Source organism: Pseudomonas sp. 5.2, assembly GCF_059025405.1.
In genome coordinates, this window is sequence record NZ_JBYBHH010000008.1 from 117,493 (window position 1) to 135,681 (window position 18,189).

General features: G+C 61.9%; 16 protein-coding genes and 7 tRNA genes. 5 read left to right on the forward strand and 18 right to left on the reverse strand.

Features of this window, described 5'->3' with window-relative positions; all coding sequences use genetic code 11:
• Positions 1 to 42 precede the first annotated feature (42 nt).
• The 12 genes from AC5PZ0_RS14385 to gltX all read right to left on the reverse strand — a co-directional run bounded on the left by AC5PZ0_RS14385 (position 43) and on the right by gltX (position 6,309).
• Positions 43 to 486 (reverse strand): Hsp20 family protein, encoded by a 444-nt coding sequence (locus tag AC5PZ0_RS14385; RefSeq protein ID WP_027596735.1) that lies wholly within the window; start codon positions 484 to 486, stop codon positions 43 to 45.
• 261 nt (positions 487 to 747) lie between these two features.
• The gene (locus AC5PZ0_RS14390) at positions 748 to 1,719 is read right to left on the reverse strand and encodes a tRNA dihydrouridine synthase (protein ID WP_274887376.1); all 972 of its coding nucleotides are present in this window, start codon (positions 1,717 to 1,719) and stop codon (positions 748 to 750) included.
• Positions 1,720 to 1,770: 51 nt separating this feature from the next.
• Positions 1,771 to 2,205, reverse strand: a complete 435-nt coding sequence (locus AC5PZ0_RS14395; protein ID WP_027596737.1) for an acyl-CoA thioesterase — start codon at positions 2,203 to 2,205, stop codon at positions 1,771 to 1,773.
• Between the two features lie 49 nt (positions 2,206 to 2,254).
• Entirely contained in the window at positions 2,255 to 3,088 is an 834-nt protein-coding gene (locus AC5PZ0_RS14400; protein ID WP_274887375.1) for an alpha/beta hydrolase, read from the reverse strand.
• Positions 3,089 to 3,113: 25 nt separating this feature from the next.
• Positions 3,114 to 3,653, reverse strand: a complete 540-nt coding sequence (locus AC5PZ0_RS14405; protein ID WP_493855237.1) for a TetR/AcrR family transcriptional regulator — start codon at positions 3,651 to 3,653, stop codon at positions 3,114 to 3,116.
• A gap of 165 nt (positions 3,654 to 3,818) precedes the next feature.
• Positions 3,819 to 3,894 (reverse strand) — tRNA-Glu (locus tag AC5PZ0_RS14410).
• A 42-nt stretch (positions 3,895 to 3,936) separates the two neighbouring features.
• Positions 3,937 to 4,012: transfer RNA gene (locus tag AC5PZ0_RS14415), tRNA-Ala, on the reverse strand.
• 65 nt (positions 4,013 to 4,077) lie between these two features.
• Positions 4,078 to 4,153 (reverse strand) — tRNA-Glu (locus tag AC5PZ0_RS14420).
• A 41-nt stretch (positions 4,154 to 4,194) separates the two neighbouring features.
• Positions 4,195 to 4,270, reverse strand: a tRNA-Ala gene (locus AC5PZ0_RS14425).
• A 53-nt stretch (positions 4,271 to 4,323) separates the two neighbouring features.
• Positions 4,324 to 4,399, reverse strand: a tRNA-Glu gene (locus AC5PZ0_RS14430).
• A gap of 72 nt (positions 4,400 to 4,471) precedes the next feature.
• Positions 4,472 to 4,547, reverse strand: a tRNA-Ala gene (locus AC5PZ0_RS14435).
• 280 nt (positions 4,548 to 4,827) lie between these two features.
• Positions 4,828 to 6,309, reverse strand: coding sequence for a glutamate--tRNA ligase (gene gltX, locus AC5PZ0_RS14440; RefSeq protein WP_027596096.1), 1,482 nt, complete (start codon positions 6,307 to 6,309; stop codon positions 4,828 to 4,830).
• 143 nt (positions 6,310 to 6,452) lie between these two features.
• Here gltX and AC5PZ0_RS14445 point away from each other — a divergent pair, with 143 nt between their 5' ends.
• Together AC5PZ0_RS14445 and AC5PZ0_RS14450 are read left to right on the forward strand one after the other, a co-directional pair.
• The gene (locus tag AC5PZ0_RS14445) at positions 6,453 to 7,508 is read left to right on the forward strand and encodes an HlyD family secretion protein (protein ID WP_186682014.1); all 1,056 of its coding nucleotides are present in this window, start codon (positions 6,453 to 6,455) and stop codon (positions 7,506 to 7,508) included.
• The gene (locus tag AC5PZ0_RS14450; RefSeq protein ID WP_027596094.1) at positions 7,498 to 9,048 is read left to right on the forward strand and encodes an MDR family MFS transporter; all 1,551 of its coding nucleotides are present in this window, start codon (positions 7,498 to 7,500) and stop codon (positions 9,046 to 9,048) included. Before AC5PZ0_RS14445 ends, AC5PZ0_RS14450 begins: the two co-directional genes overlap by 11 nt.
• A gap of 190 nt (positions 9,049 to 9,238) precedes the next feature.
• Here AC5PZ0_RS14450 and uvrB read toward each other — a convergent pair whose 3' ends face one another.
• A complete protein-coding gene (uvrB, locus tag AC5PZ0_RS14455; protein ID WP_493855238.1) occupies positions 9,239 to 11,254 on the reverse strand; it encodes an excinuclease ABC subunit UvrB in 2,016 nt (671 codons plus the stop codon).
• Positions 11,255 to 11,541: 287 nt separating this feature from the next.
• Between uvrB and AC5PZ0_RS14460 the strand changes: the two genes are divergently transcribed.
• Both AC5PZ0_RS14460 and AC5PZ0_RS14465 read left to right on the forward strand, forming a co-directional pair.
• Positions 11,542 to 12,738 (forward strand): amino acid aminotransferase, encoded by a 1,197-nt coding sequence (locus tag AC5PZ0_RS14460; protein WP_027596092.1) that lies wholly within the window; start codon positions 11,542 to 11,544, stop codon positions 12,736 to 12,738.
• Between the two features lie 73 nt (positions 12,739 to 12,811).
• A tRNA-Asn gene (locus tag AC5PZ0_RS14465) sits at positions 12,812 to 12,887 on the forward strand.
• A gap of 126 nt (positions 12,888 to 13,013) precedes the next feature.
• Here AC5PZ0_RS14465 and AC5PZ0_RS14470 read toward each other — a convergent pair.
• From AC5PZ0_RS14470 to AC5PZ0_RS14485, 4 genes are all read right to left on the reverse strand, one after another.
• Positions 13,014 to 13,574, reverse strand: coding sequence for a DUF1285 domain-containing protein (locus AC5PZ0_RS14470; RefSeq protein ID WP_493855239.1), 561 nt, complete (start codon positions 13,572 to 13,574; stop codon positions 13,014 to 13,016).
• Positions 13,575 to 13,584: 10 nt separating this feature from the next.
• Positions 13,585 to 14,190, reverse strand: coding sequence for a DUF4823 domain-containing protein (locus AC5PZ0_RS14475; protein WP_027596090.1), 606 nt, complete (start codon positions 14,188 to 14,190; stop codon positions 13,585 to 13,587).
• A 66-nt stretch (positions 14,191 to 14,256) separates the two neighbouring features.
• Positions 14,257 to 15,225: a GTP 3',8-cyclase MoaA gene (locus tag AC5PZ0_RS14480; protein WP_493855240.1), complete on the reverse strand. Its 969-nt coding sequence runs from the start codon at positions 15,223 to 15,225 to the stop codon at positions 14,257 to 14,259.
• A gap of 96 nt (positions 15,226 to 15,321) precedes the next feature.
• The gene (locus tag AC5PZ0_RS14485; RefSeq protein WP_027596088.1) at positions 15,322 to 15,957 is read right to left on the reverse strand and encodes a TetR/AcrR family transcriptional regulator; all 636 of its coding nucleotides are present in this window, start codon (positions 15,955 to 15,957) and stop codon (positions 15,322 to 15,324) included.
• A gap of 72 nt (positions 15,958 to 16,029) precedes the next feature.
• Between AC5PZ0_RS14485 and AC5PZ0_RS14490 the strand changes: the two genes are divergently transcribed.
• Entirely contained in the window at positions 16,030 to 17,163 is a 1,134-nt protein-coding gene (locus tag AC5PZ0_RS14490) for an aminotransferase class V-fold PLP-dependent enzyme (protein ID WP_493855241.1), read from the forward strand.
• 222 nt (positions 17,164 to 17,385) lie between these two features.
• Here AC5PZ0_RS14490 and AC5PZ0_RS14495 read toward each other — a convergent pair whose 3' ends face one another.
• Positions 17,386 to 18,171: a TatD family hydrolase gene (locus tag AC5PZ0_RS14495; RefSeq protein WP_027596086.1), complete on the reverse strand. Its 786-nt coding sequence runs from the start codon at positions 18,169 to 18,171 to the stop codon at positions 17,386 to 17,388.
• Positions 18,172 to 18,189 lie beyond the last annotated feature (18 nt).

Below are 18,189 nucleotides of genomic sequence, written 5' to 3' on the forward strand. Positions count from 1 at the left end.
AAAAGGGCACCCGAAGGTGCCCTTTTTGTCACAGCCTTACACTCAGTTCAGCGCTGGCTTGTCGCCATTGATCGGGATGCGTTTGGCCTTGGCTTCTTCAGGCACGATGCGCAGCAGATCGATGCTGAGCAAACCATTGGCCAGGCCCGCAGCCTTGACCTCGATGTGGTCGGCCAGGCGGAACGACAGCTTGAAGGCGCGCTGGGCGATGCCCTGATGCAGGTAGGTCACTTCTGCGGCGCTGTTGTCGCGCTTGCCACCGGAGACGGTCAGGACACCTTTTTCGACTTGCAGGTCGAGGTCCTGCTCCTGGAAACCGGCTGCGGCAACCACGATGCGGTAGTGGTCTTCGCCATGTTTTTCCACGTTGTAGGGCGGGTAGCTGCTACCGGCCTCGTTACGTGCCGCGGATTCGAACAGGTCGTTGAAACGGTCGAAGCCAACGGAATGACGGAACAGTGGAGCGAGAGAGAAAGCGGTGGTCATGGTCATAAACTCCTGAGATTCAGCAAGTAAGTCACTGCGCGACCCGAGTTCGGCATCGCGTACTCAAAAGATAAGGTCGGTGAAATGGCTTTCAAGAGGGACCACGAAAATTTTTTGAGCGGGTTTGCGTTCCAACACAACCGGTGTAGAAGCAGCCTTGCGCTGCGAAGGGGCCAGTGCTCGCAGCGAGAAGTCACTGGGGTCGCCGGCCGCTTCGCAGCACAAAGCTGCTCCTACCGTGAATCGGGCGATTCCTCGTGATCAGGCAACACACGCCTCGAATGCCTGCACCTCAACCCCCAACAACCGGCTGATCCGCGCGCAATCATCTTCGCGACGCAATTCGGCAAACAGCACGACCGCCTCCGGGTAGCTGCGGGTCAGCATCGCCAGCCATTGCTTCATCCGCCCCGGCGCATAGCGCGGCGACAGCTTGGCCTGGGCCTGGCGCCAGAACTCGCGCAGCAGCGGTAGCAGGTCGTCCCAGCTCATCGGCTGGTAGTCGCGCCCCTCGCGGGCAGCGGCAATCTGTACGCCCAGGTCGGGCCGCGACACCAGCCCACGCCCCAACATGATGTGTTCGGCACCACTGACCTCACGGCAGCGGCGCCAGTCGTCCACGGTCCAGATTTCGCCATTGGCGAACACCGGCACCTTGACCACATCCTGCACCCGCGCCACCCACTCCCAGTGAGCGGGCGGCTTGTAGCCCTCGACCTTGGTGCGGGCGTGCACCACCAGATGCGCCGAACCGCCTTCGGCCAGGGCCGTGGCGCAGTCCAGCGCGCCATCGGGGCTGTCGAAGCCCAGGCGCATCTTCGCCGTCACCGGGATATGCGCCGGGACCGCACGGCGCACTTCGCGGACGATGGCGTGCAGCAGTTCTGGCTCTTTGAGCAGCACCGCGCCGCCGCGCGACTTGTTCACGGTCTTGGCTGGGCAACCGAAGTTCAGGTCGATTACCGGTGCGCCCAGCTCACAGGCCAGCGCTGCGTTCTCGGCCAGGCAGACCGGGTCGGAGCCCAGCAGTTGCACACGCATCGGCACCCCGGCCGCGGTCCGCGCGCCTTGGCGCAATTCAGGCGCCAGCTTGTCAAACGAGGATGGCGGCAGCAGGCGGTCGCACACGCGGATGAACTCGGTGACGCACCAATCGATGCCACCCACTCGGGTCAGGACGTCGCGCAGGATGTTGTCGACCAGCCCCTCCATGGGGGCCAGGGCAATTTGCATGTGTGGGTCTCGGCGGGAAAAGGCGGCAGTCTAACAAAAAACCACAGCCCTTCAGGCACCGATCAGCGCTTGGCCGTACCCCTCGATGAACGCTGCAGGCATGCGCTTGGGCTTGCCGCTGGACAATTCGATACAGGCGAAGGTGGTCTGCGCCCGCAACAGGGTCACGCCATCACGCGGGCGCTTGAGCTGGAAGCGGCGGGTCATGCGCAGGCGCTGGTCCCAGTCGATGATCCAGGTCGCCAGTTGCAGTTCGTCGTCTTCGTAGCCGGCCGCCAGGTAGTCGATTTCGTGGCGCACCACCGCCATGGCCCGGTCCAGGCGGCGGTACTCGGCGAGGTCCAGGCCAAGGCGCTGAGAGTGGCGCCAGGCGCAGCGTTCGAGCCACGTGACATAGGTGGCATTGTTGGCGTGGCCGAGGCCGTCGATGTCCTCGCTGCCGACACGCAGGTCGATGATGAAGGGTGTTGCCAAGTCCCAGCTCATGCACGCTCCTAATAACAAAAACACAACTGAAAGCCAGTGTAACGGATGCTCAGGCCGTTTGCCGGGCCGGCGCGCTGGCCCGTGCAAGCAATTCGAGCACCGCCTCGCCCAGGCGCGGGTCGGCCAGCACCCGCTGGTGCCCGCCCTCCTCCAGCAGCAGCAAGCGGCTGTCGAACCAGGCCTTGTGAATGATATGGGCCTCATCGGCAGCCACCAGGCCATCGTCAGCCGCATGTACCACCAAGCCTGGCAGTTCCAGCTGGTAACCACTGACATCCAGGCGCGTGATCTGCATCCCCACATCCCGCTCCACCTGGCGTATGAATGCGGCCCGTGCGCGCGCCGGCAACCCCAGGCGATGCGCGAAGCCGCGCAACACGCCGAGCAACCGGGCGGGTGCAGCGATGCTCACTGCCGCCTCCGCGCGCAGCCCCATCTGCAACGCCAGCAACACACTGGCTCCGCCCATGGAGTGGCCTATCACCGCGCGCAACGGCGGCAACTCGGCAGCCGCTTCCAGCAGTGCGCGGGCGAACAACACCACGTGAGCTTGATGGCCTGGAGAGCGACCATGTGCCGGCCCCTCCAACGACACCACTGTATGCCCGGCCTGGACCAGGGCCTCGATCAACGCGGCAAACTGGGTGGGGCGCCCTTCCCACCCGTGCATCAGCAATACTGTCGGCCCCTTGCCCCAACGCAACGCCGACAGCCCGAAGCGCAGGGTGATGCGCTCGGCCTTGGCCAGCAGCGGCAACTCCCACGCTTTTGGGGGCAATGTACGTGGGGTCATGAATGCGCGGCGCATCTTGCCGGCCACATGCTCAGGGGCCAGGTGGCCCAGGGTGCCATTGACGCCACGAATCCAGCTCAGGGTAGTCATCGCCTTGCTCCAGCATTGTGGTTATTCAGATCACCGCCGACTTGGCGGCACGCAATACACGGTCAGAAAGTTCGCTCGTGCCCAAGGCGCGCGCCAGGGCCAGGCCACCGACCATCAGCGCCAGGTCGGCCAGCGCTTTGTCGATGTCTTCGGGGCGGTCGACCATTTTCGCGGTCATCAGCTCGATGTGCTCGGCCAGCACCTCGCGGAACACCTCTGGCAGGCGCTGCATTTCGCCCAGGGCGTTGGGCAGCGGGCAGGCATGCACTTGCGCGTCGCGGTGCTTGCGCGAAAGGTAGAACGCCGTCACCAACGCCCGGCGCGCCTCGCCATCCAGGCTGGGGTCGACCTGCGCCAGCAAGTCCCGACGTTCGCCCAATAACTGGCGAAACGCCTCCAGCATGAGTTCGTCCTTGCTCTCGAAATGGGCATAGAACCCCCCTACCGTCAGGCCTGCAGCCCCCATGACCTGGCTGACGCTCGGTTCAGCCGGCCCGTGCTGGATCAAGGCGCTGCGCGCAGCTTCGAGAATCCGCTCGCGGGTTTTGCTCTTTTTGTCGTTCATGGCCACCTCGAATATGATGCTTGTAATATTATAAGCATCATATTTTTTGGCAAGCGAAATTAGCGACCACCTGTCGGTGCCCGAAAAAATGGGAAAGGGAGAAAAACAAAAGGCCCATTCAATAAGCGAATGAGCCTTTAAAGTCCCGCAAAACGCGGGTAAACATGGCGTCCCCTAGGGGACTCGAACCCCTGTTACCGCCGTGAAAGGGCGGTGTCCTAGGCCACTAGACGAAGGGGACGTAACCTTCGTGCCGGTTCGTTTTCACAAACCGCGGCAAAATTGGTGGAGCTAAGCGGGATCGAACCGCTGACCTCCTGCATGCCATGCAGGCGCTCTCCCAGCTGAGCTATAGCCCCGAAAACAAAAGGCTCATCCAATAGACGAATGAGCCTCTTTAAGCCCCGCAAAACGCGGGTAAAAGTGGCGTCCCCTAGGGGACTCGAACCCCTGTTACCGCCGTGAAAGGGCGGTGTCCTAGGCCACTAGACGAAGGGGACGTAACCTTCGTGCCGGTCCGTTTTCACGTACCGCGGCAAATTGGTGGAGCTAAGCGGGATCGAACCGCTGACCTCCTGCATGCCATGCAGGCGCTCTCCCAGCTGAGCTATAGCCCCAGATTTTTAGCCTCGCGGCCCAGCGACATCGTGAAACATCGCTTGTGTAAAACTGGCGTCCCCTAGGGGACTCGAACCCCTGTTACCGCCGTGAAAGGGCGGTGTCCTAGGCCACTAGACGAAGGGGACGAACCTTCTTACCTTCAAGACCCGGTTGCTGGACCCGGTCTTGCTTATCAGCCGTGGCTGGTAAGCGGAATTTGGTGGAGCTAAGCGGGATCGAACCGCTGACCTCCTGCATGCCATGCAGGCGCTCTCCCAGCTGAGCTATAGCCCCACTATGTCGCTCTGAGCAGAATCGCTGGCTGGGTGCCTGGCGTTTCGTTTAGCTCATCGCTGTGGACGGGGCGCATATTAAGATCGGATTGCACGGCTGTCAAACGAATTTTTGAAAATATTCAAAAGTTTTTTCACAGATAACAATCACTTACCGCCCTGCCCCTTGCAGGAGCAGCCTTGTGCTGCGAAGAGGCCGGTACACACTAGCTACATTGCTGGCGTCTGTACCGACGTCTTCGCAGCACAAGGCTGCGCCTACATCACTACGGGCTGCTGTGTCAGGCGATGTTCGCCAGCAGCTTTTCCCACTCTTTGTTTTCTTTTTTCGACACACCACCCAGCAAGTCCAGAGCCTGGCGCAAGCGGTAGCGGGTCAGGTCCGGGCCGAGGATTTCCATGGCATCGAGCACCGACACCGAGCTGGCCTGGCCAGTAATGGCGGCGAACATCAGCGGCATGGCGTCACGCAGTTTCAGCTCCAGCGATTCGACCACGGCCTGGATGCAACCGGTGATGCGGTCTTTTTCCCACTGGCGCAGGCTTTCGAGCTTCCACAGGATCAACTGGATGACCTGGCGCACCTGATCAGCCGACAGCTTCTTGCTCTCGAACAGCTTGGCATCGAGCTTCAGCGCGCCCTCGAAGAAGAAGCCACCCAGCGGCGCAACCTGGCTGAAGGTCTCGACCCGGCCTTGAACATGCGGGGCGATCTTCATCATGTAGTCGCTGTTGAACGCCCATTTCTGCAAGCGCGCGGCGAACTGTTCGACCGGCAGCTCGCGCAGCCACTGGCCGTTGAGCCAGGACAGTTTTTCGATGTCGAAAATCGGCCCGCCCAGGGAGATGCGCGACAGGTCGAAGTGCTCGACCATTTCGGCCAGGGAGAACTTCTCGCGCTCGTCCGGCATCGACCAGCCCATGCGGCCGAGGTAGTTGAGCATCGCCTCGGGCATGAAGCCCATGCGCTCGTAGAAGGTGACCGAGGTCGGGTTCTTGCGCTTGGACAGCTTGGACTTGTCCGGGTTACGCAGCAGCGGCATGTAGCACAGCTTGGGCTGCTCCCAGCCGAAGTACTCGTAAAGCTTGATCAGCTTGGGCGCCGACGGCAGCCACTCTTCACCCCGCAGGACGTGAGTGATGCCCATCAGGTGGTCGTCGACCACGTTGGCCAGGAAGTAGGTCGGCAGGCCGTCGTTCTTCATCAGCACCTGCATGTCCATGCGGTCCCATGGGATTTCGACGTCACCGCGCAGCATGTCCGGCACCACGCAGATGCCTTCGCTCGGTACCTTCATGCGGATCACGTGGGGCTCGCCGGCGTCCAGGCGGCGTTGCACTTCTTCAGCGCTCAGCAACAGGGCACGGCCGTCGTAACGCGGGGTCTCGCCACGGGCCATTTGCTCGGCGCGCATCTGCTCCAGCTCTTCAGCGGTGCAGAAGCAGTAGAACGCATGGCCGGCATCGACCAGTTGCTTGGCGTATTTGGCGTAGATCTCGCCACGCTCGCTCTGCCGGTAAGGGCCGTGCGGGCCACCGACGTCCGGGCCTTCGTTCCACTCGATGCCAAGCCAGCGCAAGGCGTCGAAGATCTGCTGTTCCGACTCGCGGGTGGAGCGCAGTTGGTCGGTATCTTCGATGCGCAGGATGAACTCACCGCCGTGCTGCTTGGCAAAGCAGTAGTTGAACAGAGCGATGTAGGCGGTGCCGACATGGGGGTCGCCCGTGGGCGATGGCGCGATACGCGTGCGTACGGTGGTCATGGAAGGTCTCGAACGAAAGATGAAACAAAGGCGGGATGTTAGCAGGGAGCAGGCACCCGGCTCCAGCAATGGCGCGAACGACACTTGTCGAATTGCCGTCCGTCGCTGTTAAATTTGTTTACATTTCTGGAACCATAGTCCTCATGCCTGCTCAACTCAAACGCCGCCTGCTGATCTTCTTTGTCGTGGTTGCGGCCATCGCCCTCGCCTTTCTGGCCCACTGGTACTTCAAGGGGCGCTTTTACGAAAGCACCGACAACGCTTACGTTCAGGGCGAAATCACCCGTATTTCCAGCCAACTTGGCGCCCGTATCGAAGATGTACGGGTGCAGGACAACCAGCACGTGGTCAAAGGCGAACTGCTGGTACGCCTGGAAGCCGCCGATTTCCAACTCGCCGTCGAGCGCGCCCGAGCCGCCCTGGCAACCCGTGAAGCGGAACACGTGCAAGCTGAAAGCCGCCTGACGCAACAAGGCAGCTTGATCGCTGCGGGCCAGGCCCAGGTCGCCGCCAACCAGGCCACGCTCAACCGCTCACGCCTGGACCTCAACCGCGCAGAAGCCCTGCGTAAGCCTGGCTTCGTGTCCGAGGAGCGGGTGACTACCCTTTCGGCAGAAAGCCATGTCGCCAGCTCCCAAGTCGACAAGGCCCGCGCCGACCTGCAAAGCCAGCGCCAGCAGGTCAATGCCCTGACTGCCGAGCTCAAACGCCTTGATGCGCAGATCGCCAATGCCCGTGCCGACCTTGCCCAGGCCGAATTGAACCTGACCCGCTGCGAGATCCGCGCCCCGATCAGCGGCACCATCGGCCAACGCAACGCACGCAACGGTCAGGTGGTACAGGCTGGCGCCTATCTGCTGTCAATCGTGCCCGACGAAGACATCTGGGTGCAGGCCAACTTCAAGGAAACCCAGATTGGCCACATGCAACCAGGGCAGCGCGCCGAATTGCTGTTCGACAGCTACCCAGACACCCCCATCGAAGCCCGGGTCAACAGCCTGTTCGCAGCTTCCGGCGCCCAGTTCAGCCTGCTGCCACCGGACAACGCCACCGGTAACTTCACCAAGGTGGTGCAGCGCATCCCGGTGAAGCTGACCTTCAGCGCCGACAACCCGCTGCATGGCCGCATCCGCCCCGGCATGTCGGTCACCGCCACTGTCGATATCCGCACCGAGGATGAAGGCCGCAATGGCCGGTGATCAGTTGCTCCGGCCCACTGCCGAGCCCACCCGGCGCGACTGGATTGCGGTGATGAGCGTGATGCTCGGCGCCTTCATGGCCGTGCTCGACATCCAGATCACCAACTCGTCGCTGAAGGACATCCAGGGCGCGCTTTCCGCGACCCTGGAAGAAGGCTCGTGGATCTCCACCTCCTACCTGGTGGCGGAAATCATCATGATCCCGCTGACCGCCTGGCTGGTGCAGTTGCTGTCCGCCCGGCGCCTGGCGGTGTGGGTTTCGGCCGGTTTTTTGCTGTCGTCCCTGCTCTGCTCCATGGCCTGGAACCTGGAGAGCATGATCATGTTCCGTGCCCTGCAGGGCTTTACCGGTGGCGCGCTGATCCCCCTGGCCTTCACCCTGACCCTGATCAAGCTACCCGAGCACCACCGTGCCAAGGGCATGGCCATGTTCGCCATGACGGCCACCTTCGCGCCCTCGATCGGCCCGACCCTGGGTGGGTGGCTGACCGAGAACTGGGGCTGGGAGTACATCTTCTACATCAACATCCCGCCAGGCTTGGTGATGATCGCTGGGCTGCTGTACGGGCTGGAGAAAAAAGAGGCGCATTGGGAGCTGCTGAAGAGCACCGACTATGCCGGCATCGTCACGCTCGGCCTGGGGCTGGGCTGCCTGCAGGTCTTTCTCGAGGAAGGCCATCGCAAGGATTGGCTGGAATCGAACCTGATCGTCAGCCTGGGCACCGTCGCCCTGATCAGCCTGATTACCTTTGTCATCCTGCAGTTTTCCAAGCCGCACCCTTTGATCAACCTGCGCATCCTCGGCAACCGCAACTTTGGGCTGTCGAGTATTGCCAGCCTGGGCATGGGGGTCGGGCTGTATGGCTCAATCTATTTGTTGCCGCTGTACCTGGCGCAGATCCAGGGCTACAACGCCCTGCAGATCGGCGAGGTGATCATGTGGATGGGGGTACCGCAGCTGTTTCTGATTCCGCTGGTGCCCCAGCTGATGAAAGTGGTCTCGCCGAAAATACTGTGCGCATTAGGCTTCTGCCTGTTCGGGGCCGCCAGCTTTGGCTCGGGGGTACTTAACCCGGACTTTGCGGGGCCGCAGTTCAACCACATCCAGATCATTCGGGCACTGGGGCAACCGATGATCATGGTGACCATTTCGTTGATTGCCACGGCCTATATCCAGCAACAAGATGCCGGGTCGGCATCGAGCCTGTTCAACATTCTGCGCAACCTGGGTGGGGCGATTGGCATTGCCTTGCTGGCCACCTTGCTGGATGCGCGGACCAAGGTGTACTTCGACTACCTGCGCGAATCGGTGGTGCCCAGCAACCCACAGGTGGCAGAGCGCTTGGCGCAACTGGCGGAGCGACTGGGCAGTGAGACGGCGGCACTTGGCAAGCTGAGTGAGATCACCCATCAGCAGGCGCAAATCATGGCGTACAACGATGCCTTCCACTTTGTCGGCATCGGCTTGGCGGTGAGCATGGTGGCGGTGCTGTTGACGCGCAAGCTGCCGGAGGGGTTGAAGGCTGGGGAGGCTCATTGAGCTGATTTGTTTGTTGCCTGTGCCGGCCTCTTCGCGGGGCAAGCCCGCTCCCACAAATGCCTACTGACTTTGAGAGCTGCGTTCATCCTGAGACAAGCCCGCTCCCACAGACACCTCACTTTCACAAGGGCAGTGAGGTACCTGTGGGAGCGGGCTTGCCCCGCGAAGAGGCCTAACCGGGAGCAAAGGATCAGCTGGTGATCAGCCGCTCCCGCAACTGGGTAATCTCGTCGCGCATTTGCGCTGCCGCCTCGAACTCCAGGTCCCGGGCAAACTGCATCATCTTCTCTTCCAGCTGCTTGATACGCTTGGTGATCTCGCCCGGCGTGCGCAGCTCGGCTTCGTAGCGGGCGCTCTCCTCCGCGGCCTTGGCCATACCCTTGCGCTTCTTGCTGCGCGAGCCAGGTACGGTAGCGCCTTCCATGATGTCGGTGATGTCCTTGACCACGCCCTTGGGCACGATACCGTTGGCCAGGTTGAAGGCAATCTGCTTCTCCCGGCGCCGCTCGGTCTCGTCGATGGCCCGCTGCATGGAGCCGGTCATCTGGTCGGCGTACAGGATGGCGCGACCATTGAGGTTACGCGCGGCCCGGCCAATGGTCTGGATCAGTGACCGCTCGGAACGCAGGAAGCCTTCCTTGTCGGCATCGAGAATAGCCACCAGCGACACCTCCGGCATGTCCAACCCCTCACGCAGCAGGTTGATGCCCACCAGCACATCGAAGGTGCCCAAGCGCAGGTCGCGGATGATTTCCACCCGTTCGACCGTGTCGATGTCCGAGTGCAGGTAACGCACCCGCACGTCGTGGTCGGCCAGGTAATCACTGAGGTCCTCGGCCATGCGCTTGGTCAGCGTTGTCGCCAGCACCCGCTCGCCCGCATCGACACGCTTGCGGATCTCCGACAGCAGGTCGTCGACCTGGGTCAACGCCGGGCGTATCTCCACTTGCGGGTCGACCAGGCCGGTAGGCCGCACCACCTGCTCAACCACGCGGCCGGCATGTTCGGCCTCGTAGGGACCGGGGGTTGCGGAAACGAAAATGGTCTGCGGGCTGACCGACTCCCATTCATCGAAGCGCATGGGCCGGTTATCCAGCGCCGAAGGCAGGCGGAAGCCGTATTCCACCAAGGTTTCCTTGCGCGAGCGGTCGCCCTTGTACATGGCGCCAACCTGGGGGACGCTGACGTGCGACTCGTCGATCACCAGCAGCGCATCCGCGGGCAGGTAGTCGTAAAGGGTGGGTGGCGGCGCGCCGGAGGGGCGCCCGGACAGATAGCGCGAGTAGTTTTCGATACCGTTGCAGTAACCCAGCTCCAGGATCATCTCCAGGTCGAAACGGGTGCGCTGCTCCAGCCGCTGCGCCTCCACCAGCTTGTTGCCCTTATGCAGGTATTCGAGCCGGTCCTTGAGCTCTTCCTTGATGCCTTCGACGGCGTCGAGCAGCGTCTCGCGCGGGGTCACGTAGTGGCTCTTGGGGTAGAACGTGAAGCGCGGCAGCTTGTGGAAGACCTCCCCCGTGAGCGGGTCGAAGGCAGCGATGTTTTCCACTTCATCATCGAACAGCTCGATGCGGATGGCTTCAAGGTCGGATTCGGCCGGGAACACGTCGATCACGTCGCCGCGCACGCGGAAGGTGGCGCGGGCGAAATCCATCTCGTTGCGGGTGTACTGCAAGTCAGCCAGGCGGCGCAGCAGGGCGCGCTGGTCGAGTTTGTCGCCGCGGTCCACGTGCAGGACCATCTTCAGGTAGGTCTCGGGGCTGCCCAGGCCATAGATGCACGACACGGTGGTGACGATGATCGCGTCTCGCCGCTCCAGCAAGGCCTTGGTCGCCGACAGGCGCATCTGCTCGATGTGGTCGTTGATCGACGCATCTTTCTCGATGAAGGTATCGGACGAGGGCACATAGGCTTCGGGCTGGTAGTAGTCGTAGTAGGAAACGAAATACTCGACCGCGTTGTTCGGGAAGAACGCCTTGAACTCGCCATACAGCTGCGCCGCCAGAGTCTTGTTCGGCGCCAGCACCAGGGTCGGGCGCTGCACCTGCTGGATGACGTTGGCGATGCTGAAGGTTTTGCCCGAGCCGGTCACGCCGAGCAGCGTCTGGTGCGAAAGCCCCGCCTCGATGCCTTCGACCATCTGGCGAATGGCTTCGGGCTGATCGCCGGCCGGCTGGAAACGGGTGACGAGCTGGAACTCGGACATGAGGGACCTCGCGGTGTCGCAGCAACTGTAAATTTAGCCAGTAGTCTATACCCAAATGCGCTCGCTCGGGGCCGGTTTCAAGCCCCAGGTGTGAACGCTTATTGCTGTGGACACGGCAATAAGACCAATGGTCAAAAAATATTTGCGTAAATGGCCGGAAAAGCTGCGCCAGAGTGTCGCAGTGACCGGTCGGTATCACTATACTGACTCCCCGTTTGTGCACCGCTTCAGTGCATTCGGCTGGAGCGTGTACGTCCTATCACTCTCCAATCAGAGCCAAGGTAACAATGAGCCTGTTTTCCGCTGTCGAGCTGGCACCCCGCGACCCTATTCTGGGCCTCAACGAAGCATTCAACGCCGATCCACGTACCGACAAGGTCAACCTGGGCGTGGGCGTCTACTGCAATGAGGAAGGCCGCATTCCGCTGCTGCGCGCCGTGATCGAAGCCGAGACCCAGCGTGCTGCCCAGCATGCCTCGCGCGGCTACTTGCCGATCGACGGTATCGCGACTTACGACCAGGCCGTGCAAAAACTGCTGTTCGGCGCCGAGTCGCCGCTGCTGGCCGCTGGCCGTGTCGTCACCGTGCAAGCCGTTGGCGGCACCGGTGCGCTGAAGATTGGCGCCGACTTCCTCAAGCGCCTGTCGCCCAATGCCGTGGTTGCCATCAGCGACCCAAGCTGGGAAAACCACCGCGCCCTGTTCGAGACCGCAGGCTTCCCGGTACAGAACTACCGCTATTACGACGCACCGAGCAACGACGTCAACCGCGCCGGCATGCTCGAAGACCTGAACAGCCTGCCGTCCGGCTCGATCGTCGTCCTGCACGCCTGCTGCCACAACCCGACCGGCGTCGACCTCACCCTGGACGACTGGAAAAACGTCCTGGAAGTGGTCAAGGCCAAAGGCCATGTGCCATTCCTCGACATGGCCTACCAGGGCTTTGGTGACGGCATCGCTGAAGACGCCTTCGCCGTGCGCCTGTTCGCCGAGTCGGGCCTGGACTTCTTTGTTTCCAGCTCGTTCTCCAAGTCGTTCTCGCTGTATGGCGAGCGCGTCGGCGCCCTGTCGATCGTGACCGGTTCCAAGGACGAAAGCACCCGCGTGCTGTCCCAGGTCAAGCGCGTGATCCGCACCACCTACTCCAACCCGCCGACCCATGGCGCGACCATCGTCGCCACCGTGCTCAACAACGATGAGCTGCGTCAGATGTGGGAAGCGGAGCTGGGCGAAATGCGCCAGCGCATCCACGGCATGCGCAAACAGATGGTCGAGCTGCTGGCCACCTACGGTGCTCAGCGCGACTTCAGCTTCGTTGGCCGCCAAGTGGGCATGTTCTCCTACTCCGGCCTGACCGTGGAGCAAGTAGCACGCCTGAAGAACGAGTTCGGCATCTACGCGCTGGACACTGGCCGCATCGCGGTTGCCGCACTGAATCAAAGCAACATCCACGTGGTCACCAAGGCTATCGTCGAGGTGCTGTAACTGCTTGATTCGGTTCTGATTTACCAGGGGGAAGCTTGACTTCCCTTTGGTGATCAGTAAGATATGCACAGATTCCGCGATAGCTCAGTCGGTAGAGCAAATGACTGTTAATCATTGGGTCCCTGGTTCGAGTCCAGGTCGCGGAGCCAAACACTGAAAAGCCCCCGGGTGCGCAAGCAACCGGGGGCTTTTTCGTTGTACGGCTGGAATGTTGCGGCGCTCGGTCTTATTGACACCGCCATACTCAAGGCATGCGCATGCCAGCCACACAGGTCTCAGCCGGTACGCCCGATCGGATAGAACTCACCCCGGCTCCATACCCCCAACCACTCTTCACCGTCGATAATGCGCGGCACCGCCAGCTCGACCAGTTGGTAGAACACATTGCGATGAATCAGCGCCTCAAGGTTGCTGCGCATCAGCACGTACGGAGATGGCTCTTGCGTGACAGGATCGAGCTCGACCCGCAATGGGTTATCCGGCCCCGCCTCGACCTGGTCGTCGACATTGCTGGTGAAGCGCAACACTTGTTGCTCGCCCTCGCCCTGCACCTCCAGAGTAACCGCGACAAAGGGCGCATCGTCGACACGGATGCCGACCTTCTCCACCGGGGTTATCAGGAAGTAGTCATCGCCGTCGAGGCGGATGATCGTGGAAAACAACCGCACCATCGGCTTGCGCCCGATCGGAGTGCCCAAGTAATACCAGGTACCGTCACGGGCGATGCGCATGTCGATGTCGCCGCAGAAGTCCGGGTTCCACAGGTGCACGGGCGGCAAACCCTTCGCCTTGGGGATTTGCGCCAGAAGGTCATTGGCCTTGCCGGAATCGCTCATCACGCTTGCCTCATTCGCTCATGCCCAGAAGGCTCCGAGCGTACTCGCGCATCGGCGCGGCAAGCAAATCTTCCGGCGTATTGTCGTGGAACGTCAACAAACCGCCACGGCTTTTGATGCGTGCGGTGTCGATCAAGTAGCGGGTATTGGTTTCGATCAGCATCATCTGCACCACCCCAGTGTCCCAGCCGAGGCGGTCGACAGCCTGCTCGTCATACCATTCGTCGCCATTGCCGATGCGGTCATCGGTACGTGCGAAACGGGTGTACAGCACATAGTCCGCGCCCACCGAGCGGGCCTGGGCGATCGCGTCCTCCAAGCCGAGCGGGCCTTGGGCGCGGCGTACCAGGGGGAAATACTCGACGAAGCTCTTGAAGGCCTGGTCGGCAACCACATTCTGGTGCGGTACCGGCCCTTTACCGGGCGGCACAAAGGCACCCTGGCCAATGAATATGAACGAGTCGGGCTGCAGGCGGATCGACAGGGTCCTGCGGGTATCGCTGTGGTCGAGCAGACCGGCGTCGCTCATGTGGTAACGGACGCCTTCGCCCATATCGCTGACATTCATGCAGCCGCCCAACGCCATCAGCGCCAGCAGCAAGACCAAGCTACGCATCTTTCCTCCAGTGGCCGGCGACGAAAAACCGGCGAATAGCCGGCGGATGCAGCTTTTGCGCCAGACTCAGCCGCCAATCACCTTCATCACCGTAACACCCCCGGAAAACGCCACATCCTGCTTGTCTGCCAGGGCTTTGACCAGCAGCCGCTGCAAGGCAGGAAGCGCTTGATGACGCGGCTTTTCCAGCAGATCGCCGACAAAGTGGCGGTTGCTCGACGACAGGCAGCCATGCAGCCAACCCGTCGATGACAAACGTAGCCGTGAGCAACCGCGGCAAAACGGCACGCTCTCGTTGGCAATTACGCCAAAATGGCCTTTACCCGGGATCTGGTAACGCAGGGCCGTAGCATCCACCGGCACATCGACCTGCTCGAAGGCATGATTGGCACCAATCAGCCCGAGCAGCTGGTCGAGGCCCACGAACTGCTGCAAAAATGCGTTGCGATCACTGGCCAGGTGGCCCATGCGCATGAGCTCGATGAAGCGCAGCTCAAAACCACGCTCGAGGCAGTAATCCAGCATCGGCAACACCTGGTCGAGGTTTTGCCCACGCATCGGCACCATGTTCACTTTGATGCGCATGCCCTGCTCGCTGGCGCGCTGCATGCCTGCCAGCACACTGGCCAGGTCGCCACCGCGGGCGATGCGGCGAAACGCCAGCGGGTCGAGGGTATCGAGGGAAACATTCAAGCGGCGGATGCCGGCGGCATGAAGCGCTGGCAGCTTGCGCGCGAGCAACTGGCCATTGGTGGTCAGCGAGATATCGTCGAGGGGGAGTTTGGCAATGGCAGCCAGAAAGCCATCCAGCCGGGGGCTGACCAGCGGCTCGCCACCAGTAATGCGTAAACGCTCGATACCTGCGGCCTCGATGAGGTAAGCAACGCCCCGCGCCAGGGCTTGCGCCGACAGTTCGTCCTGCGCCGCCACCAGGCGTTTGCCATTGGGCACGCAGTAAGTGCACGCGTAGTTACAGGCAGCCGTCAGGCTGACACGCAGGTTGCGAAAACGCCTGCCTTGACGATCGACGATCATGGATGACTCCAGCATGGATGAAGCGGGGCTGGCAAAACCTGACTCATAAATCAGGTTTTTGCAAGCACCTTGTTCATGCTGGAGCCACCGGACCGGTCAGTGGGTGGGTTCCGGGTCGCGTTTGCGCTTGTTGCCCATGCGTACGCCGATGTCCATGAGGAACTGGAAGAAACCTTCCTGATCTTCAAGCACATTGCTCCAGAACGGCGAGTGGTACAGCGCCACGGCGCCATGTACCAACGCCCAGGCCGCGCAGTAGTGGAAGTACGGCGGTACGTCTTCGAGCTTGCCTTCGCTGATACGGCCCTTGATCAACTGGGTGAGGCGATCGAAGTTGGAGGCGCGGATGCTATGCAACTGCTCGACCATCTCCGGCACCTGATTACCCTTGACCACCTTTTCTTCCAGGCGGTCGAACAGGCGATAGCGCTGAGGGTCGCGCATGCGGAACTCGAAGTAGGCGCGCGACAGGGCTTCCTTGTCACGGTCGACGTCGGCCGAATGCAACAGCTCGTTCAAATCACGCTCGTAGTCGAGCATCAGGCGCAGGTAGATCTCCGCCTTGGACTTGAAGTGCTTGTAGATCGTGCCTTTGCCGATACCTACCGCGTCAGCGATCATCTCGACGGTGACACTGTCTTCACCCTGTTCGAGAAACAGCTTGAGCGCGGTATCGAGGATTTCCTGTTCGCGACGGCGAAACTCACGGACCTTACGAGGTTCTTTCTGCATAGGAAGGACTGGATGACAATCGAAGCGGTTTATTATGCCTAACTTGCGGGAAATTGCACGGATCATCCAACCATGTCTATGTTTCACGATGAGTTCGACCATGCCCCGGGGCTGCGCTACCTGAACCACGCCGCCATCGCCCCCTGGCCACGGCGGGCTGCCGAGGCAGTGGCCCGCTTCGCCCGCGACAACGTTTGCCTCGGTGCCAGCGAGTACCCATCCTGGCTGGCCACCGAGCGACGCCTGCGCGCGCGGCTGGCGCGGCTTATTCATGCGCCCTCGCCTGGCGATATCGCCCTGGTGAAGAACACCTCCGAAGGGCTGTCGCTGGTCGCCTTTGGGCTGGACTGGGCAGCGGGCGACCAGGTGGTGATCAGCGACGAGGAGTTCCCTTCCAACCGCGTGGTGTGGGAGGCGTTGGCCGACCGTGGCGTACAGGTGATCGAGGCCAACCTGGCCGGCCCAGACCCCGAAGCTACCTTGCTGACGGCCTGCGGCCCGCGCACCCGGTTATTGGCGGTCAGCGCGGTGCAGTTCGGCAGCGGCCTGCGCCTGGACCTGGCGCGCCTGGGTGAAGGTTGCCGGGCGCGTAATGTACTGTTCTGCATCGATGCCATTCAGCAGGTCGGCGCCCTGCCCTTCGACGTACAACGCTTTCAGTGTGATTTTGCCGTGGCCGATGGCCATAAGTGGATGCTCGGCCCTGAGGGGCTGGGGATGTTCTATTGCCGCGCCGCACTACGCCCGCAACTTGAACTCAATGCCTATGGCTGGCACATGCTGGAACACCTGGGCGACTTCGACCGACGCCAATGGCAGCCCGCACACAGCGCGCGGCGTTTCGAGTGTGGCAGCCCGAACATGCTCGGCGCCCATGCGCTGGAGGCAAGCCTGTCACTGCTGGAGGAGGTCGGTATCGGCACGGTCGCGCAGCAATTGCAGCAGCGCGTGGCCCAGTTGTACGAAGGCTTGGCATCAGTGCCCGGTGTTGTGCTGCATACTCCGGCTGACCCAGACCGACGAGCGGGCATCGTCACATTCAGTATCAAAGGGCAGGCCAGCGTGAACATCCACAAGGCCTTGATGGCCGAGCGCACAATTTGCGCTTTGCGCGGCGGCGGTGTGCGATTTTCACCGCATTTCTATACCAGTGAGCAGCTGATCGACGAAACTGTTCAGCAGGTGCGGCGCCTGGCCATGCACTGAGAGTGCAACGGAACGCGGGCGTATTCCAAATCTGTTTAAAAAACGACCAACAGCCACTGGCACTGCGCCAAACCTGACCAATACTTGAAGTGTTGGCGCGGCGCATCCCCCCCAAGTGGCGCGCCGATAAAGGTGCTCAGGGACCGCGTACCTTTGTTTTACTCCTAATGGTCTTAACCCGGATTCCCTCCCCCAGAACCCGGGTTTTTTTTGCCTGTCGCGCTACCCGGCCACGCGAGCCAGCGGGAACAACCGCTTGAAGTTGGCGGTGGTCTGCTCCGCCAACTGCTCATAACTGGCCCCTCGCAACGAGGCGACGTATTCGGCCACCTCACGCACATACTGCGGCAGGTTAGGCTTGCCCCGGTGCGGAATCGGTGCCAGGTACGGCGAATCGGTCTCCACCAGCAGGCGGTCGACAGGCACCTGGCGCGCCACCTCACGCAAGGCATCGGCATTGCGGAAGGTGACGATGCCCGACAACGAGATGTAGTAGCCCAGGTCCAGCGCCGCCTTGGCCATGTCCCAGTCTTCGGTGAAGCAGTGCAGCACACCGGCCTGGGGCAGGTTCGCCTCGCGCAGCAGCGCCAGGGTGTCGGCCCGCGCAGCACGGGTATGCACGATCACCGGCTTGCCGGTCTGGCGCGAGGCCTCCAGGTGCAGGCGAAACGATGCCTGCTGCAACTCGGCGGCTTCCGGCTCGTAGTGGTAGTCCAGGCCGGTTTCACCGATCGCCACCACATGCGGATGCGCCAACTCACGCAACAGCCACTCCAACGCCGGGGTTTCGCCCGGTGCCAGGTCAAGCGGGTGCACCCCCACCGAACAATCGACATCGGCGTACTGCTCACTCAGCGCTTTGACCGCACCAGCGTTCTCGGCGCTGACGCCAATGCACAGGAAGTGCCCCACCCCGCGCTCACGCGCGGCTTGCAGGGCGGCATCGAGGGAGCCCTGGTGGGCGCTCAGGTCAAGACGGTCAAGGTGGCAATGGGAATCTACGAGCATGGGATAACGGCACACATG

What these genes read in the sequence shown, in the direction of transcription:
- AC5PZ0_RS14385 (WP_027596735.1), bottom strand. Translation starts at nt 486, where the DNA reads ATGACCACCGCTTTCTCTCTCGCTCCACTGTTCCGTCATTCCGTTGGC.
- AC5PZ0_RS14390 (WP_274887376.1), bottom strand. Translation starts at nt 1,719, where the DNA reads ATGCAAATTGCCCTGGCCCCCATGGAGGGGCTGGTCGACAACATCCTG.
- AC5PZ0_RS14395 (WP_027596737.1), bottom strand. Translation starts at nt 2,205, where the DNA reads ATGAGCTGGGACTTGGCAACACCCTTCATCATCGACCTGCGTGTCGGC.
- AC5PZ0_RS14490 (WP_493855241.1), top strand. Translation starts at nt 16,030, where the DNA reads ATGTCTATGTTTCACGATGAGTTCGACCATGCCCCGGGGCTGCGCTAC.
- gltX (WP_027596096.1), bottom strand. Translation starts at nt 6,309, where the DNA reads ATGACCACCGTACGCACGCGTATCGCGCCATCGCCCACGGGCGACCCC.
- AC5PZ0_RS14485 (WP_027596088.1), bottom strand. Translation starts at nt 15,957, where the DNA reads ATGCAGAAAGAACCTCGTAAGGTCCGTGAGTTTCGCCGTCGCGAACAG.
- AC5PZ0_RS14405 (WP_493855237.1), bottom strand. Translation starts at nt 3,653, where the DNA reads ATGAACGACAAAAAGAGCAAAACCCGCGAGCGGATTCTCGAAGCTGCG.
- AC5PZ0_RS14445 (WP_186682014.1), top strand. Translation starts at nt 6,453, where the DNA reads ATGCCTGCTCAACTCAAACGCCGCCTGCTGATCTTCTTTGTCGTGGTT.
- AC5PZ0_RS14450 (WP_027596094.1), top strand. Translation starts at nt 7,498, where the DNA reads ATGGCCGGTGATCAGTTGCTCCGGCCCACTGCCGAGCCCACCCGGCGC.
- AC5PZ0_RS14475 (WP_027596090.1), bottom strand. Translation starts at nt 14,190, where the DNA reads ATGCGTAGCTTGGTCTTGCTGCTGGCGCTGATGGCGTTGGGCGGCTGC.
- AC5PZ0_RS14460 (WP_027596092.1), top strand. Translation starts at nt 11,542, where the DNA reads ATGAGCCTGTTTTCCGCTGTCGAGCTGGCACCCCGCGACCCTATTCTG.
- AC5PZ0_RS14480 (WP_493855240.1), bottom strand. Translation starts at nt 15,225, where the DNA reads ATGATCGTCGATCGTCAAGGCAGGCGTTTTCGCAACCTGCGTGTCAGC.
- AC5PZ0_RS14470 (WP_493855239.1), bottom strand. Translation starts at nt 13,574, where the DNA reads ATGAGCGATTCCGGCAAGGCCAATGACCTTCTGGCGCAAATCCCCAAG.
- uvrB (WP_493855238.1), bottom strand. Translation starts at nt 11,254, where the DNA reads ATGTCCGAGTTCCAGCTCGTCACCCGTTTCCAGCCGGCCGGCGATCAG.
- AC5PZ0_RS14400 (WP_274887375.1), bottom strand. Translation starts at nt 3,088, where the DNA reads ATGACTACCCTGAGCTGGATTCGTGGCGTCAATGGCACCCTGGGCCAC.
- AC5PZ0_RS14495 (WP_027596086.1), bottom strand. Translation starts at nt 18,171, where the DNA reads ATGCTCGTAGATTCCCATTGCCACCTTGACCGTCTTGACCTGAGCGCC.